The organism is Microbacterium esteraromaticum (genome assembly GCF_028747645.1).
Lineage (GTDB): Bacteria > Actinomycetota > Actinomycetes > Actinomycetales > Microbacteriaceae > Microbacterium > Microbacterium esteraromaticum_C.
The window spans coordinates 2272018-2288435 of record NZ_CP118100.1 but is presented as its reverse complement, the minus strand read 5'-3'; the positions used below and the strand labels follow the sequence as shown (position 1 = coordinate 2288435).

The following is a 16418-nucleotide window of genomic DNA, read 5'->3' as shown; positions in this document are numbered from 1 at the left end:
CTTCCGCGAGGGGTCAGAATATGTCGCATCCAGCGCCCCACATGCCGCATTTCTTGACCCCTCGTGGACGGAGGCGCTGCGCGCGTGTGCTGCGCACCGTGCGCCTCGCGCCGCGCAGCGCGCATCCCTCTCAAGAGGGGTCAAGAAATGTCGGGTTGAGGGGTGGGAACTACGCATTTTCTGACCCCTCGTGTGGGGGCTGGGGTGGGGCGCACTCTCCCTCCACAACGAACGACTTCGCGCGAACTCGCCTGGGGGCTGTGGAAAGCGGTCGCGCGAAGAGAGGCGGATGCCAGCATCGGGCGATGCACCCCGCTCCGCTTCCGCCCGGTACCCCGCGTACATTCACCGTTGACGAAGCAGCCGCGCGCGGCATCACGCCCGGCAGGTTGCGCGCCAAGGACCTGTCGAGCCCGTTCCACGGGGCCCGAGCGCGCGTGCCCCTCGGGAAGCGCGACGCGTTGGAGCTATTGCTGAAGGTCATCCCCGACCGAGCGTTCTTGTGCGGCATCACCGCGGGTGCCGTGCTCGGCCTGCCGCTGGCGCGGGACGACGAACACGATGCCTGGGGCAGACCCCGGATCGGTGTGCCGCATGACAGCACGCGCATCCGTCGTCCACAGGTGCGTCCGCATCGGCTTGTCGTCGTCGACGAGGACATCGTCATGGCCGACGGTCTGCCGACCTTGTCGCCGCAGCGCGCCTGGATCGACTTGTCGCGCTCGCAGCCGCTCGGCCGATTCGTGGCGATCACCGACGCCCTGCTGCGCGCCTACCCGTTCGTCACCGGCGAAGAGCTCACCGAGATCTCGGCGAGATTCGTGCGGGGCCGGGGCGCACGTCTAAGAACGAGAGCGCTGGATCTCAGCGACGTTCGTGCGGAGTCACCACGCGAGTCGATGGTGCGAGTGATCCTCGTCGAAGCCGGGCTGCCACGCCCGGAGTGCAACGTCGACATCTTTGACAACGGCCGGTTCGTCGCGCGCGTCGACATGCTGTTCCCCGAGGCGAAACTGATCGTCGAGTACGACGGCGACTATCACCGCGATCCCGATCAGTGGAGCAAGGACCAGATACGCCGCGCCGAGCTGGAGGCGCTCGGCTGCCGGGTGACGGTCGTCACCCGCCGTGACTTCGACGATCCGACGGCGCTCGTCACTCGCATCCGACGCCTGCTGCGCGCCTGAGCGCACCCCCTCTCACGGCGCCCCCCGCTCGCCCCGCCCGCACACCCCCACGAGGGGTCAAAAACTGTCGGGTGTGGGCGCGTGAACACGACGAAAATTGACCCCTCGTGGAAGGGAAGAGCGCGTGAAAGCCAGAACGTCAGGGCACGAGGACGATCTTGCCGCGGGCGGCGTGCTGCTCGATCAGTTCGTGCGCACGCGACGCCTCGGCGAGCGGCAGCTCGGGCCCCAGCTCGACCTGCAAGTCGCCGGCCTCGATGAGGTTCACCGCCAGCGGCACCGCCTCGTCGCGCCATGCGAGCTCCTGCTCGGTCAATGGCACCGGGCTGCCGCCAGAGAACGCGCGGATGCCGAAGTCTGCGGCATCCGGTCCGCGCACGATCGTGGCGATGCGGTCGCGGTCGGCGACCAGCTGCAGCGAGGCCTGGATCGCCTCGTCGGTGCCGATGCAGTCCAACGCGACCGTGATGCCGTCCGGCGCCGCCTCGCGCACCCGTTCGACCAGCCCCTCGCCGTACGCAACAGGGATGGCGCCGAGGGCACGCAGCTGCTCGAAGCGCGCGGGGCTGCCGGTCGCGATCACCGTCGCGCCCCACAGGGCGGCGAACTGCACCGCGGCCTGCCCGACGGCGCCCGAGCCGGCGTGCACGAGCAGGGTGTCGCCCTGGCCGACGCCGAGCGAGCGCAGGCACTGGTAGGCCGTGCCGATCGGGATGCCAAGACTCGCGCCCTCGGCCATCGTGACGCCGTCGCTCAGCCGCACCAGCCGCGAGACCGGAACGGACAACGCGGTGGCGTAGGTGCCAAGCACGTTGGTAATGGCGACGCGGTCGCCAACGGCGAAGCCGGTCACCCCGTCGCCGAGAGCTGCTACGACTCCGGCGCCGTCGAAGCCCACACGGCGCGGCTCAACGATCGGCGGCGAGGGGCGCGCGCCGCGGCGCAGTTTGGCATCGAGGGGGTTCACCCCGGCGGCCTCGATGCGGACGACGACCTCGCCCGGCGCGGCGACCGGGTCGGGGATATCGACGAGGTGAAGAACGTCAGGGGTGCCGATCTCGGTGTAGACGATTGCTCGAGCCATGCCGCCAGGCTACCGATGCGGCACGGATCGGCAACTTCTCAGCGTCCGGCGGTTAGCACTTTCATGATGCGCTGCGGCGACACCGGCTGTGCGGTGCCCAGGCGCTGGGCGAACACGCTGATGCGGTACTCCTCGAGCAGCCAGCGCACCTCGACCAGCGCGGCGGGTGCGTCGGCCGGCAGCGGGATCGTGCCGCCCGCGTCTTCGAAGGCCTTCTGCATGCGTTCGTACTCGGTCATGCGCGTGCGGTCCTTGCCCGGCTCGTTCGACAGCGTCTTGAGCCGGTCGAGCATGCCGTCGAGGTAGCGCGGCAGGTGGCTGAGCCGCTCGACTCCGGTCGACGAGATGAAGCCGGGCCGGATCAACCCCGCCAGCTGGGTGCGGATGTCGTTCAGCGGACCGAGCAGAGCGAGGGAGTTCTGTGCTTTGATGCCGCGTTCGACGTCGCGACTCTTGGTGAGGATGCGGGCGACCAGCGATACGCAGGCGAACAGGCTGTCGACCAGTTCGGCGTTCACCGCATCGCGGACGCGCGTGTACTCGGCCTGATTGCGTGTCACACCGCCCGGCAGGTGCTGCCCGATCAGGGCGCGCACGACCGCAACGCGGGAGTCTTCGATCAGCGCCGCAACAGACGCATAGGGTGACGCGGCCAGCGCCAGCTTCTCGGGCGCGGTGAGGTGGCTTTGCACGTACGACGCGGGGGAGGGCAGGTTCAGCAGCATCAGACGCAGCAGCCCCTCGCGGGTGGCTGCTGCCGCAGCATCCGCCGTCGCCTCGACCCGCACCGACACGGATGCGCCGCGGTCGATGACCGCGGGGTAACCGCGCACGGTGCCGCCGGCGACTTTCGTGTCGAGTACGTCGGGCAGGTCGCCGAAGGTCCAGTCGGTGAGGTCGTCGCGCTCGATCGGAGCGCGGACGGATGCTGCCGCGACGGCCTTCGCATCGTGCGCGGCCCCCGCACGCGGCGCGGGCCGCTGCAGCGACCGTGTGACGCTCTGCCGTGAGCGGTCGGATAGCTTCTGCTGCAACTCACCCAGGTCACGGGCCGAGCCCGCTACCCGCCCGCGTTCGTCGACAGCGCGGAAGTTCATCTGCAGGTGCCCGGGCACACGGGTGTCATCGAAGTCGGCGGCGCTGACGGGCTGGTTGGCCAGGGGCTGGATGAGTCGCGCAAGAGCCTCTTTCAGCGACCGCGTCGGCGTGCCCAGGTGGTGTTCGGGTGCCTCGGCGGCGAGCTCGGTGCCGAACTTCTCGGCCCAGTCGGCCGCGGGCACGACGTGCCGCCGGATGGCCTTCGGCAGCGCGCGCAGCAGCGCGGTGATCAGTTCGGCGCGCAGCCCCGGCACCTGCCAGTCGAAGCCGGTGTCGCGGATCTGTTGCAGCAGTGCCAGGGGCACGACGACGCTCACGCCGTCGTCGGCGGCGCCCGGCTCGAAGCGGTAGGCGAGTCCGAGTACCTGATCGCCCTGCGTCCAGCGCGTGGGGAACTCGCCCTGGTCGGTCCGCCCGTCGTCGTCGAGCAGGTCGCTCTCGCGCATCACCAGCAGCTTCGGGGTGGATGCCAGCGCTTCGCGCCACCACTTCTCGAACGAGCGCACGTCGAACACGTCGCGGGGAATGCGCTCGTCGTAGAAGGCGTACACCGCCTCGTCTCCGGCCAGGATATCGCGGCGCCGTTCGCGCTCCTCGAGCTTCTCCAGCCGTCGCCGCAGCTCGGAGTTCGCCCGCCAGAACGCGCTGACCCGCTTGTCGATCCGGCTCGGATCCCATTCGCCCTCGACCAGGGCGTGACGCAGGAAGAGCTCGCGCGCGCCGGCGCGGTCGATCCGCGCGAACTGCACGCGGCGACGCGGGATGATCTCGACTCCGAACAGCGTCACCTTCTCGAACGCGACGGCAGCACCGGCATCCTTCGACCAGTGCGGTTCCGAGACCTGGCGCTTGGCGAGGTCGCCGGCGAGTGACTCCGCCCAGGCGGGGTCGATCGCGGCGACGGTGCGGGCGAAGGTGCGCGAGGTCTCGACGATCTCGGCGGCCATCACCGCCTGCGGGGACTTCTTGCGCAGACCAGAACCGGGGAAGATCGAGAAGCGGATGCCACGGGCTCCGCGGTACTCGGTGATGCGGCGCTTCTCACCCTTTGCCTTGTTCGCACTCCCCGCGGCGGTGCGCTCGTCGAGGATGCCGATCTGTGAGAGCAGGCCCGAGAGAATCGCACGATGCACGGCATCCGGATCGGCGGCCGCCTCACCCCGGTCCTGGGGCTTTGCCGTCTTCACCAGCGTGCGCAGCTGCCGGTGCACGTCGAACCACTCGCGCACGCGCACGTAGTTGAGATGCTCGGTGCGGCACATTCGGCGGAATGCGCTCGATCCCAATTCCTTTTGCTGCTCGCGCAGGTGGTTCCACAGGTTCAGCAGGGTGAGGAAGTCACTGGTCGGGTCGATGAAACGCGCGTGTGCGCGCTCGGCGGCCTCGCGCGCCGACGGCGGTGCATCGGCGCTCGGTCGCTCACGCACATCCTGGATCGACAGGCCGGCGACGATCGGCATGACCTCGTCGATCACGCCGGTGCGGCCGGCCTCGACCAGCATCCGCGCGAATCGCGGATCCATCGGCATCCGCGAGATGTCGCGTCCGATCCGGGTCAGACGCGGTTCGGTTCCGCGGGTCGTCTCGACGGCCCCGATCTCGGTGAGCAGGTCGAACGCGGCCTTCACACCGCGCGAGTCCGGGGGAGTGAGGAACGGGAAGGCCGTGATGTCGCCGAATCCGAGCGAGAGCATCTGCAGCACCACCGAGGCCAGCGAGGTGCGCAGTACCTCGGGTTCGGTGAACTCCGGTCGGCGCTCGAAGTCCTCTTCGCTGTACAGGCGGATGGCGATGCCGTCGCTTGTGCGGCCCGCGCGGCCCGAACGCTGGTTCGCGGATGCCTGCGACACGGCCTCGATGGGCAGCCGCTGCACCTTCGAGCGGGCGCTGTAGCGCGAGATGCGCGCCGTGCCGGTGTCGATGACGTACTTGATGCCGGGCACCGTGAGGCTGGTCTCGGCCACGTTCGTGGCCAGGATCACTCGCCGGCGCACCCCGGCGACCTTCGACGGCTCGAACACGCGGTGCTGCTCGGTGGCCGACAGTCTGCCGTACAGCGGCAGCACCTCGACGGGCGCGGTCGCCGAGCGGTAGGCGCCGCGCACGGCGTCCGCGGCGTCGCGGATCTCAGCTTCACCGGGCAGGAACACCAGCACGTCGCCGGCCGGTTCCCTGTCGAGTTCGCGCAGTGCGGCGACGATCGCCGAGACCTCGTCGTCGGGCTCGGACTGTTCGGAACTCCGGAGATTCTTGCCCGACCGGGCCGAATTCGCGGGTTTGGGGTCGTCTTCGGCGGATTCTTCCGGAGTTGTGAGCGCGCGGTAGCGGATCTCGACCGGATACGTGCGCCCGGAGACCTCGATGATCGGTGCCGGTGCGCCGTCGGCATTGGCGAAATGGGCGGCGAAGCTCTCGGGATCGATGGTGGCCGAGGTGATGATCACCTTCAGATCCGGGCGCTCCGGCAGGATCCGGCGCAGATAGCCGAGCAGAAAGTCGACATTCAGCGAGCGTTCGTGCGCCTCATCGATGATGATCGTGTCGTAGCGGTTCAGCAGCCGGTCGCGGTGGATCTCGTTGAGCAGGATGCCGTCGGTCATCAGCGCGATGCGCGTGGACTTCGAGACCTGGTCGGTGAAGCGCACCTTGTAGCCCACGAGGTCGCCGAGCTCGACGTGCAGTTCCTCGGCGACGCGTTCTGCGATGGTGCGGGCGGCGAGGCGCCGGGGCTGGGTGTGCGCGATGTGCTCGCGGCCGAGCTCGAGGCAGATCTTCGGCAACTGGGTCGTCTTGCCCGAGCCGGTCGCGCCGGCGACGATGACGACCTGATGGTCGCGGATGGCGTCGGCGATCTCGTGCCGAGCGGCGCTGACGGGCAGCTCGGACGGATACGCGATCACCGGTGTGGACATGACCCTTCATCGTATTCTGCTTCGGCAGCGCATGTCGGTTCGTGGCGTGCGCGGGTTCGGCGCCGGGTGCTGAGTACGATCTATCGGTGACCAGCACTGATCTCTCTGCCGCCGCTCCTGCTCCCGTGCGGTGGTGGCGCACATTCGGGCGCCTCCCGCGCATCATGGGCCTTGACGTGGCGCGCGCTCTGGCCCTGCTGGGAATGGTCGGTGCGCACCTCGGCGTCGGCGGCCTTGTGGACGGTCGTTCCTCGATCCTGTTCGCGGTGCTCGCGGGCGTCTCGGTCGCGCTCATGACGGGGCGCACCCAGGTGCCCGAGCCGCACATGCTGCCGGTGCTGCGGCTGCGGCTGCTCGGGCGGGGCGCCGCGATCTTCGTGATCGGTGTGGCGCTCGAGGCGCTCGGCACGCCGATCGCGGTGATCCTCACGGTGTACGGCCTGCTCTACGTCGCGGCGATCCCATTCCTGCGCTGGAGTGCCACCCGGCTGCTCATCGCCGCCGGCGTGCTCGCCGTCGCGGCACCGCCGCTGCTGGCTGGACTGCACGCGGTGAATCTGGCAGCCAGCGCCCCGGGGTTGGATCTGGTGCTGTTCGGCACGTATCCGATCACGGTGTGGCTCGCGCTCATGCTGGGGGGAATGGCCCTGGGTCGTCTGCGGCTCGACCGCGTGCGCACCGCGGTGTGGATGCTGGTGGTCGGCGTTGTGCTCGCGGCCATCGGGTATGGTGTGGGGGCGCTGGCCGAGGGCCAGGGCGGGGATGACACGGCGACGGACTCGTACTCGTCGTTCTCGTACGTCGATGACGCGGATGCTGGAAAGTATGGCGTCCCCGCCGAGGAGTTCGACTTCAGCGGCAAGGTCTGCGACGACTGGGGTGGCGGCGAGATCTACTGCTATGCAGACGGTGGAGACGAGGTTCTCGTCGATGACGAAGGGGAACTCGGCGTCGACGAGGAGCAGTCGGGGTGGGCGACCTACCCGACGCAGCTGGCCGAGCAGCAGCCCGGAGTCATGATGTTCGACGCCCTCGTGGCGGCGTATCCGCACAGCGGTGGCACCGCCGAGATCGTCGGTTCCGGAGGGTTCGCGGTCGTCGTGATAGCGCTGTGTCTGCTGGTCACTCGCTGGCTGCGTTGGGTGTTGCTGCCCCTGGCCGCGCTCGGCTCAATGCCTCTGACGGGCTACTCGGCCCACATTCTGGTCTTCCTCGTCGCGGCAGGACCGATGGCGATGCCGTTCGACGCCTCCGGATGGTGGGGGTGGTTCAGCCTGGCGATGGTCGCGGCGGCGACGGCGTGGTCGATGTTCTTCGGGCAGGGGCCATTGGAACGCGTGGTCGCACGGGCCGCGGCGGCGATGGCATCCGGTGCCCGCGCATCGCAGGACGACACTTCCCGGGTCTCTGCGCCCGCGAGTGATGCGTCCGAGACGGCGGGCGTGCCCCGGCCGTAGGAAGGCGCGGCACGGGCATCCCGTGGTGACAGCGCGCGCTGTGCTCAGTACCGTCGAGGCATGACCGGTACACGGGCGCCCGCGGCGCCCGGCGGCGCGCGCTGGTGGCGCTCGTTCGGCCGGCCGCCGCGGGTGATGGGCCTCGACGTGGCGCGTGCGCTCGCCATCATCGGAATGATGGGCGCGCACGTCGCCGGGATCGATGATGCGTTCGCGTTGTTCGAACCGCGCAGCTGGGCCGGTATCGTCAACGGCTACCCGTCGCTGCTGTTCGCGCTGCTCGCCGGATTCTCGATTGCGCTGATGACCCAGTGTGGCCAGGTTTCCGACGCGGAGATCGCGTCGGCGCGTCTTCGGATGCTGGGGCGCGGCGTGACGATCTTCGTGATCGGCCTGCTGCTGGAGGCCTTCGATACCGCGATCGCCATCGTGCTCACGCTGTACGGCGTGCTGTACCTGGTGCTGATCCCTGTGCTGCGCTGGCGAACGCTGTCGCTGGCTCTCTGCGCGGCGGTTCTCGGTCTGCTCGGGCCCGTATGGCTTGCCGTGCTCGCGGGGCTGCCCGAGGACGCGATGGGGCCAGTGTGGGAGTTCTTGCTGCGCGGCTCGTACCCGATCACGGTGTGGCTGTTCTTCGCGCTGATCGGGATGGCGCTGGGCCGGTTGCCGTTGCACCGGTCTGTGACGGCGTGGGGGTTCGTCCTGACCGGTACGGTGCTGCTGGTCGCGGCGCACCTGGTGGCGCTCGTGCCGGTGTCCGACCGGCTGCTGCAGGCGGCTGTATTCGATATCTCACCTCATTCCGGGGCGATGGTCGAGCTCTTGGCCGCTCTGGGGCTCGGGCTGCTGGTGGTCGGGGTCTGCCTGGGGGCGTCTCATCCATTGCGTTGGCCGCTGCTGCCCGTGGCGGCGCTCGGGTCTATGCCGCTGACCGCATACACGGCCCATGTGGTGTCGTACTTCGTGATGGCGGGGCCGGATAGTCGGCTCGCCGAGCCGCAGATCCTGCTCTGGTCGACAGTCATCCTGCTAGTCGCGTGCACGCTGTGGTCGGCGCTGATCGGGCGCGGACCGTTGGAGACGCTGGCCGCGCGCGCCGGCGACGCCGCGGCGATGCTGCGCCCCTGACGGGGGTGCGCGCACACAGAGCATTGACTCGCAAAGTACTTTGCGTTACAAAGTAGCCATGACGACGACGCATTTGCGAACTGCCGAGCGGTGGGTGATCGGCCTGCCGCTGCTGCGGATCGGGCTCGTCGCGATCGCCTCGACCGTCGTCTGGCTGCTGGCCGGCGCACAGCCCGAGGCGTTGCCGCCGTCGCCGTTGCTGTCATCGGTGGCGATGCTGCCGGTCAACCTCGTGTGCCTCGTCGTCGTCCACCGTCTGGTGCGACGGGACGGCGGTAGCCTGCACGAGATGCTCGGCTGGCGCCGCGATCGGGCATGGCGAGATCTCGCCTGGGGTGTGCTGTGGCTGACAGTGATGTATCTGCCGTTCGTCGCGGTGATGATCGGCCTGATGGCGCTGAGGTTCGGAGCCGACGTCTTCGAGTCGTTCGAGACGGTCTTCGTCAGCGGCACGCTGCCCGACCTCCCCGCCGCGGTCTGGAGCGTGCTCGGAGTTGCCGCCGCGCTGACGTTCGCGCCGCTGAACGCCCCGGCTGAGGAACTCGTGTACCGCGGCTACGCGCAAAGAGGACTCGCCAAGCGGAAGCCCGTGGCGCTGGCGATCGGCATCCCCGCAGTCCTGTTCGGTCTGCAGCACATCTGGTACGCACCGACCCCCGACGCGGTGGTGATCTTCGTGTGCTGCTTCACCGTGTGGGGACTCATCTCGGGGCTGATCTACCGATGGCAGGGGCGCCTGATGCCGCTCGTGTTCGCGCACGGGCTCGTGAACCTCTTCTTCACCCTGCCCGCCCTGTTCATCCCGTTCATGATCGGAGCTTGAGATGACCACGCCTGATGACACTTCCGATGACGATGCCGCACTGAGCCCAGAGCGGATGCTGTCGCTCGTGCACCGCCAACAGCAGCAGATCACCGCCCGCACCGCGGCGTTCGTGCCGTGGATGCTGCTCGCCTGGGGCGTCGCCTGGCTCGCCGGTTTCCTCGTGCTGTGGGTGGATGTCCGCCAGCATCCCGACGAGCCGCTGCCGACTCTCGCCGCCGGCGTCACCTTCGCCGCGCTGCTCATCGCCGCGGGCGTGCTCTCGACGGTGCTCGGTGCGCTCTCGGGGCGAGGGCTGCGTGGCACGCGCCAGGCCGCCTTCGTTGGGATCGTGTACGGCAACACCTGGTGGGTCGGCGGCATCGTGCTGTTCGTGATCGGGCAGGCGCTTGCCGCGCACGGAATGTCTGATGCGCTGCTGGTGGTCTTCTACCCGAGCGTGTTCATCTTCTTCAGCGGCATCATGTACTTGATGGCCGGGGTGATCTGGGACGCCGCCCCGATGCTGGTGCTCGGCATCTGGTCGGTGATCCTCGCGGCCGTGGGCGCGAGTCTTCAGCATCCGACAGCATTTCTCGTCTACGCGATCGCCGGAGGTGGTGCGTTCCTTGTTGTCGCCGCGTGGAGCGCCTGGTGGCGCCGCGGCGCGCGGCGCAGTCTCGCGCAGGCGGGGGATGACTGTGCCTGATCTCGATCCGGTGATCCACGCACAGGCGCGGCTGCGCATCGTGGCGGCGCTGGCGACGCTCGCCGCGAGCGACTACGTCACCTTCCCGCGGTTGCAGGAACTGCTCGATATGACGGCGGGCAACCTGGCCACCCACCTGCGCAAACTCGAGGATGCCGGGTACATCGTCATCGAGAAGACACATCGGGGTCGAACGCCGGTGACGTATCTTGCCCTGAGCGTGACCGGGCGCCGTGCGTTCGAGGACTACACGGCGCAACTGCGCGCTCTGCTGGGTCCGAGCTGACGGTGCAACGCAGAGCTACGAAGCAGAGTTGCGAAACAGTGCCGACCTGTCATGACAACCCCTAGGCTGGGGCCATGACCATCCCCACTCTCGAACTCAACGACGGACACACGATTCCCCAGCTCGGCTACGGCGTCTTCCTGGTGCCGGCAGACGACGCCGAGCGCGCGGTCAGTGATGCACTCGAGGTCGGCTACCGCCACATCGACACGGCGGCGATCTACGGCAACGAAGCCGGTGTCGGTGCGGCAATCGCCAAGAGCGGCATCCCGCGCGACGAGCTGTACGTCACCACGAAGCTGTGGAACGACCGGCACGACGGCGACGAGCCGCGCAAGGCCATCGCCGAGAGCCTCGACAAGCTCGGGCTCGACCAGGTCGATCTCTACCTGGTGCACTGGCCGACTCCGGCGCACGACAACTACGTGCACGCGTTCGCGAAGCTGATCGAACTGCGCGAGGCAGGCCTGACCAAGAGCATCGGCGTCTCGAACCACCTCGTGGAGCACCTCGAGCGCGTCGTTGCCAAGACCGGGGTCGTGCCCGCCGTGAACCAGATCGAGCTGCATCCCGCCTATCAGCAGCGCGAGGTCGTCGCGTGGGGCGCTCAGCACGGCATCCGCACCGAGTCGTGGGGTCCGCTCGGGCAGGGCAAGTACGACCTGTTCGGAACCGCCCCGGTGGCGGGGGCCGCTTCTGCGCACGGCAAGTCGCCCGCCCAGGTCGTGCTGCGCTGGCACCTGCAGAAGGACTTCATCGTCTTCCCGAAGTCGGTGCGTCTCGAGCGCCTGCGTGAGAACCTCGACGTGTTCGACTTCACGCTGACCGATGCCGAGATGGCGGCGATCGACGCCCTCGACCCGCTCGACGGTTCCGGCCGGGTGGGCACGCACCCGAACGAGTTCAACTGAGCACACCGCCGACACCCCCACGTCGCGCCCACACCCCCAGGTGCGGACGCGTGCACGTGGGGGTGTCGGCGGCATCCGGGGGTGTCGGCGGGCCGGAACCGGCGCGTAGCGTGGGGGCATGAGCAACCGGCTGGCCGAGACCCGCAGTCCGTACCTGCGCGCCCACGCCGAGAATCCGGTCGACTGGTATCCCTGGGGGCCCGAGGCGTTCGCCGAGGCGCAGCGGCGCGACGTGCCCCTACTGATCTCGATCGGATACTCGACCTGCCACTGGTGCCACGTGATGGCGCGCGAATCGTTCGCCGATGCGGCGACCGCCGCGCACATGAACCGCGACTTCGTGTCGGTCAAGGTCGACCGTGAGGAGCATCCCGACGTCGATGGCGCCTACCTGTCGGCGGCCTCGGCGTTCACGCAGAGCCTGGGCTGGCCGCTCACCGTCTTCGCCACGCCCGCGGGGCGCGCCTTCTATGCGGGCACCTATTTCCCACCCGCCGCACGAGGCGGTGTGCCCGCCTTCGGTGACGTGCTGACCGCGGTCACCGAGGCATGGACCGAGCGTCGGGGTGAGGTGCTCGCCTCATCGGATGCTGTCGCCGATGCCCTGCGCGCTGCCGCCACCCGCACGGCGTCCCCGCTGCCGGATGCCGAAGCGCTGCGCGCCGCTGCCGCGACGATCCTCGATCGGGAGGATCGCGTGTTCGGTGGCTTCGGTGGCGCACCGAAGTTCCCGATGGCCACCACCCTGCGCTTGCTGCAGCATCCGCTGATCGGCGGCGACGAGGCGGTGCGGCGAGCGCTCACCGCCATGTCGGGGTCGGAGCTGCGCGATCCCGACGGCGGGTTCTTCCGCTACGCGACCGGGCGTGACTGGACCGTGCCGCACTACGAGCGGATGCTGACCGACAACGCCCAGCTGATGCAGGTGGCGCTCGATGCGGGGCGCGAAGATATCGTGCGCGGTATCGCCGACTTCCTGCTGCGGGTGCTGCGCCGCGGCGACGGCGCGTTCGGTGCTGCGCAGGATTCCGAGTCGTGGATCGACGGTGCGCGCAGCGAGGGCGGCTTCTACCGTCGCGATGTCGAGGAGCGCGCCTCGCTGGAACCCCCGGCGGTCGACGGCAAGGTGCTGACGGGATGGAACGGGCTGGCGATCGGCGCGCTGTCGCGGGCCGGGGCCATGCTCGGCGAGCAGGAATGGGTGGATGCTGCGGCGGCGGCGGCAGCCGTCGTACTCGCGATCAACCGCGGGCCGCGCGGTGAACTCGTGCGCTCGTCCCTCGACGGGGTCGCGGCTCGTGCGGTGGCGACGGCGAGCGATCTGGGGCTGTTGGCCGACGGGCTCTTCGCCCTCGCTCTGGCGACCGGTGATGCGGACTGGGCGACGATCGCACTCAACGTGCTGAGCGACAAGGCGGCCCCTGATCCGGTGCTCGCGGCGCACGACATCCCGGCGGGCGCGGATGAGAGCGATGGTGACCTGCCGTCGGGTACGGCGGCGGTGGCATCCGCCCACCTCACCGCGTGGTGGCTCGGCGCCGGTGAGTCGCACCGCGAGCGCGCCGAGCAGATGGTTGCCGGCCTGGTGGCCAGGGCATTGCAGCAGCCGCTCGCGTTTGGTGCACTGCTGCGCGTCGTGATCGGCCTGCAGGAGTCGCCGAGGCAGGTCGTGGCGGTTGCATCCGATCGTCGCGGCGCGCTGGCATCCGCCGCGCTCGACGCCGACGCCGACGTGATCGCGGTGGTCTCGCCCTCGCAGGCCCGCGCATTCTCGGATGCCGGGTTCGCCCTGTTCGATGAGAAGGATGCCGCAGACGGGGTCGTCTACGACTGCCTGGCATTCACGTGCCGGCTGCCGGTCTCGGAACCCGTCGCGGTACGTCGCGAGAGGGGCGCCGCAGGGTGACGAAGTCCGACTTCAAGAAGACACTCGATCGGTACCGCAGTGCGCCCGGTGAGTTCCGGGTGCTTGAGGTGCCCGCGACGCGCTACCTGATGATCGACGGTGCGGGCGACCCGAACTCGTCACCGGAGTACACGGCGGCGCTGGAAGCGCTGTACCCGCTCGCCTACGCAGTGAAGTTCGCCAGCGCCCGCGAGCTTGGGCAGGACTATGTGGTGCCTCCGCTGGAAGGTCTGTGGTGGGCTGACGACATGACGGCGTTCACCTCGGCGCGCGACAAGTCGCGCTGGCACTGGACGCTGATGCTGATGGTGCCGGACTGGATCCCCGTCGCGTTCGTCGAGGCGGCCCGAGAGCGGGTCGCGGCGAAGAAGGCGCCGCCGGCGCGCCTCGGGCGGGTGAGGTCTGAGACCCTGACGGAGGGGCTCTGCGTGCAGACTCTGCACGTCGGCGCGTTCGATGACGAGGGGCCGCTGCTGGCGCGGATGCACGACGAGTTCATCCCCGGCGCCGGGCTGCGGATGACGGGCAGGCATCACGAGATCTACCTCTCGGATCCTCGCCGCACGGCACCTGAGCGGCTGAGAACGCTGCTGCGGCAGCCGGTGCGTGCCGTATCCGACACCGCGTGAGGCTGCACGCGCGTCACCACCGCCCAGTAGTCTTGTCGCCTGCGGTGCGCTTCGTCTGTTCACGGGCCGCGGGGAGGAACCCACATGTCCGTTGGTCTGTTGGCGGTCGTCGATGACATTCTCAGTGCTGCGCTGAAGGCGTCGTCGAAGGCGGCCGGTGTCGTCATCGACGATGCAGCGGTGACCCCGCAGTACGTGCAGGGGCTGTCGCCGGCGCGTGAGCTGCCGGTGGTGGGCAAGATCGCGCTCGGGTCGATCGCGAACAAGTTCGTCATCATCATCCCCATCGCCCTGCTGCTGACGGCGTTCGCGCCGTGGGTGCTGCCGTATCTGCTGATCCTCGGTGGCGCCTACCTGTGCTTCGAGGGCGCCGAGAAGGTTCTCGAGTGGTTCGGCTTCGGCCACGGGCATGACGAGAAGGGCGAGCGCAACGAGAACCGACTGGTCTGGGGAGCGATTCGCACCGACTTGATCCTGTCAACCGAGATCATGCTCATCTCGCTGGCGAACCTCGAGCAGGGGCTGAGTATCTGGCAGACGCTGCTGATTCTGGCTGTGATCGCCGTGCTGATGACCGCGGTCGTCTACGGCGCCGTGGCGCTACTGGTGAAGATCGATGACGTGGGTCTGAAGATGGCCAAGCACCCGGTGCGCAAGGTGCGTCACACGGGTACGCGCATCGTGCGGTCGATGCCGGCCGTGTTCCGGGCGGTCAGTGTGATAGGCACCGTGGCGATGCTGTGGGTCGGTGGGCATCTGGTGCTCGTCAACCTCGGCGAGGTCGGCGTGCACGCCCCGGCTGACGTGCTGCACGGCGTTGAAGACCTGCTCGCGTCGTTCGGTGGTTTCGTCGTCTGGCTCGGTGGCACGGCGCTGTCGGCCATGTCGGGTTTGATCGTGGGCCTGGTGATCGTCGGTGCCGTGCTCGGCATCGGACGGATGCTGGGCAAGCGCCCCACCTTCGACGAGGGCCATCGCGCACCGGCGCTTGACCGCGCCTGAGAGCGTCGGGGGGTCGTCGACGCCGGTCCGCGGCGGACAGTCAGCGCTGATTGCGCGGATGCTGTCGTGCCACGCGCTCGTTTCCCCGTCGATAGTTGCCGGTCGCTCGCGCCATCAGCAACTGTGCGTCCTCGTGCGCGACCCGTTCCAGAAAGTCGGCCGCTCTCGCACCCCGGAGCGTCGTCGCGCGATTGCCGTGATGCGTGATCACAACGTCATCTCCTCGGACGGTGTACTCGAAGCCATGCGGTGCGGGCATCCCGCCATTGTTGCCGAGAACGCGCTGCCTGTCTGCGCCGAGCCCGGGCAGACGTTCCGAGTGGATCGCGTCGACACGCAGCGCTAGCGTCGACGGGTGGGATTCGAGGCGTTCGAGGCGTATGCGGTGGCGATGGGGATGTCGGCGACCGCCGTCGCAGAAGACCAGGGCAGCGACTACGAGTCGGGTCTGGCTCAGATCGACGGCGAGACGTGGCACGTGCGTACAGCCCGGACCACGCCCACCAAGCCCGGCGCATTCGTCGCGTTCTGGCGGCGCGATGCGAACGGAGACACCGCTCCCTTCGGCGCGGATGAGGTCGCATCCGGTCTTCTCGTGCTCGTCGAACAGGACGGGAGACGGGGCGTGTTCCGGTTCTCAGCCGGGCACCTTGCGGCCCTGGGGATCACGGCGGGAAAGCACGCAGGCAAGCGCGGATTCCGCGTCTACCCGAGCTGGTGCACGGGCCTGAACCCGCAGGCGACTCGGACGCAGCGCGCCCAGGCGCCGGCCTTTCAGGAGTACTGAGACGGGGTGTGTTCCACGTGAAGGTCGGGGCGTGCTGCCGCGATGCGCTCGAGAACGTCTGATAGTTCCGTGTCGTCGGTGAGGATCACGAAGTACTCGCGTCCATCAATGGTTCGGATGCCGATGCCTGGCCCTGTGCGATTCGCGAAGGCGAGCACACCGCGCGGCGCCATTCTCAACCCGATTCCGCCGAACTCCCATGCGGAGACTGCCGAACGACACTCGATCCAGGCGATCCTCTCGAACGGGACGGTGCGGGACAGGACGGGCCAGAATCGAATCCTGATGCGGTCCGCGTGACCCTCGATCCAGTGCGCCGCAAACGCCAGCGGCCACATGCACGCCGCCATGAACGCGAAGACGACCAGCAGGAGTCCGGGCGACCCCTGCGGATCGGCGAGCTCGGACGGCAGCAAGACGATCGCGATCAGCGGCATTGGCAGCAGGATCGCGCTCAACCACAAGGGGCTCCGTACGCGGCCGGTCTTCCACAGGGGAGTGTTAGTCATGTTCCGCAGCG

General features: G+C 68.8%; 15 protein-coding genes. 11 read left to right on the top strand and 4 right to left on the bottom strand.

Features of this window, described 5'->3' with window-relative positions; genetic code table 11:
* Nucleotides 1–305 precede the first annotated feature (305 nt).
* On the top strand, nt 306–1187 hold the full coding sequence (locus tag PTQ19_RS10955; protein WP_274367354.1) for an endonuclease domain-containing protein: 882 nt from the start codon (nt 306–308) through the stop codon (nt 1185–1187).
* 139 nt (nt 1188–1326) lie between these two features.
* Here the strand turns inward: PTQ19_RS10955 and PTQ19_RS10950 are convergent, their stop codons facing one another.
* Both PTQ19_RS10950 and hrpA read right to left on the bottom strand, forming a co-directional pair.
* Nucleotides 1327–2271: a quinone oxidoreductase family protein gene (locus tag PTQ19_RS10950; RefSeq protein WP_274367353.1), complete on the bottom strand. Its 945-nt coding sequence runs from the start codon at nt 2269–2271 to the stop codon at nt 1327–1329.
* Between the two features lie 38 nt (nt 2272–2309).
* Entirely contained in the window at nt 2310–6281 is a 3972-nt protein-coding gene (hrpA, locus tag PTQ19_RS10945; RefSeq protein WP_274367352.1) for an ATP-dependent RNA helicase HrpA, read from the bottom strand.
* A gap of 86 nt (nt 6282–6367) precedes the next feature.
* Between hrpA and PTQ19_RS10940 the strand changes: the two genes are divergently transcribed.
* From PTQ19_RS10940 to PTQ19_RS10900, 9 genes are all read left to right on the top strand, one after another.
* On the top strand, nt 6368–7738 hold the full coding sequence (locus PTQ19_RS10940) for a hypothetical protein (RefSeq protein WP_274367351.1): 1371 nt from the start codon (nt 6368–6370) through the stop codon (nt 7736–7738).
* 60 nt (nt 7739–7798) lie between these two features.
* Nucleotides 7799–8866 carry a heparan-alpha-glucosaminide N-acetyltransferase domain-containing protein gene (locus tag PTQ19_RS10935; protein ID WP_274367350.1) on the top strand — a complete coding sequence of 356 codons (1068 nt, stop codon included), beginning with the start codon at nt 7799–7801 and terminating at the stop codon, nt 8864–8866.
* 58 nt (nt 8867–8924) lie between these two features.
* Complete coding sequence (locus PTQ19_RS10930; protein WP_274367349.1) at nt 8925–9689, top strand: CPBP family intramembrane glutamic endopeptidase; 765 nt, start codon at nt 8925–8927, stop codon at nt 9687–9689.
* A 1-nt stretch (nt 9690) separates the two neighbouring features.
* The gene (locus PTQ19_RS10925) at nt 9691–10377 is read left to right on the top strand and encodes a hypothetical protein (protein WP_274367348.1); all 687 of its coding nucleotides are present in this window, start codon (nt 9691–9693) and stop codon (nt 10375–10377) included.
* Nucleotides 10364–10663, top strand: coding sequence for a transcriptional regulator (locus PTQ19_RS10920; RefSeq protein ID WP_222447096.1), 300 nt, complete (start codon nt 10364–10366; stop codon nt 10661–10663). The genes PTQ19_RS10925 and PTQ19_RS10920 overlap by 14 nt, the downstream gene beginning before the upstream one ends.
* Before the next feature lie 74 nt (nt 10664–10737).
* Nucleotides 10738–11574 carry an aldo/keto reductase gene (locus PTQ19_RS10915; RefSeq protein ID WP_274367347.1) on the top strand — a complete coding sequence of 279 codons (837 nt, stop codon included), beginning with the start codon at nt 10738–10740 and terminating at the stop codon, nt 11572–11574.
* Between the two features lie 118 nt (nt 11575–11692).
* Entirely contained in the window at nt 11693–13480 is a 1788-nt protein-coding gene (locus PTQ19_RS10910) for a thioredoxin domain-containing protein (RefSeq protein WP_274367346.1), read from the top strand.
* Nucleotides 13477–14109, top strand: coding sequence for a GyrI-like domain-containing protein (locus tag PTQ19_RS10905; protein WP_274367345.1), 633 nt, complete (start codon nt 13477–13479; stop codon nt 14107–14109). Before PTQ19_RS10910 ends, PTQ19_RS10905 begins: the two co-directional genes overlap by 4 nt.
* Before the next feature lie 84 nt (nt 14110–14193).
* Nucleotides 14194–15111, top strand: a complete 918-nt coding sequence (locus PTQ19_RS10900) for a DUF808 domain-containing protein (RefSeq protein WP_274367344.1) — start codon at nt 14194–14196, stop codon at nt 15109–15111.
* Nucleotides 15112–15151: 40 nt separating this feature from the next.
* Here the strand turns inward: PTQ19_RS10900 and PTQ19_RS10895 are convergent, their stop codons facing one another.
* A complete protein-coding gene (locus PTQ19_RS10895; protein ID WP_222447100.1) occupies nt 15152–15370 on the bottom strand; it encodes a hypothetical protein in 219 nt (72 codons plus the stop codon).
* A 96-nt stretch (nt 15371–15466) separates the two neighbouring features.
* On the opposite strand from PTQ19_RS10895, the gene PTQ19_RS10890 reads away from it, so the two are divergent.
* Nucleotides 15467–15898 (top strand): MepB family protein, encoded by a 432-nt coding sequence (locus PTQ19_RS10890; protein ID WP_274367343.1) that lies wholly within the window; start codon nt 15467–15469, stop codon nt 15896–15898.
* Here PTQ19_RS10890 and PTQ19_RS10885 read toward each other — a convergent pair.
* A complete protein-coding gene (locus PTQ19_RS10885; RefSeq protein ID WP_274367342.1) occupies nt 15886–16407 on the bottom strand; it encodes a hypothetical protein in 522 nt (173 codons plus the stop codon). The genes PTQ19_RS10890 and PTQ19_RS10885 overlap by 13 nt on opposite strands.
* Nucleotides 16408–16418: the final 11 nt, after the last annotated feature.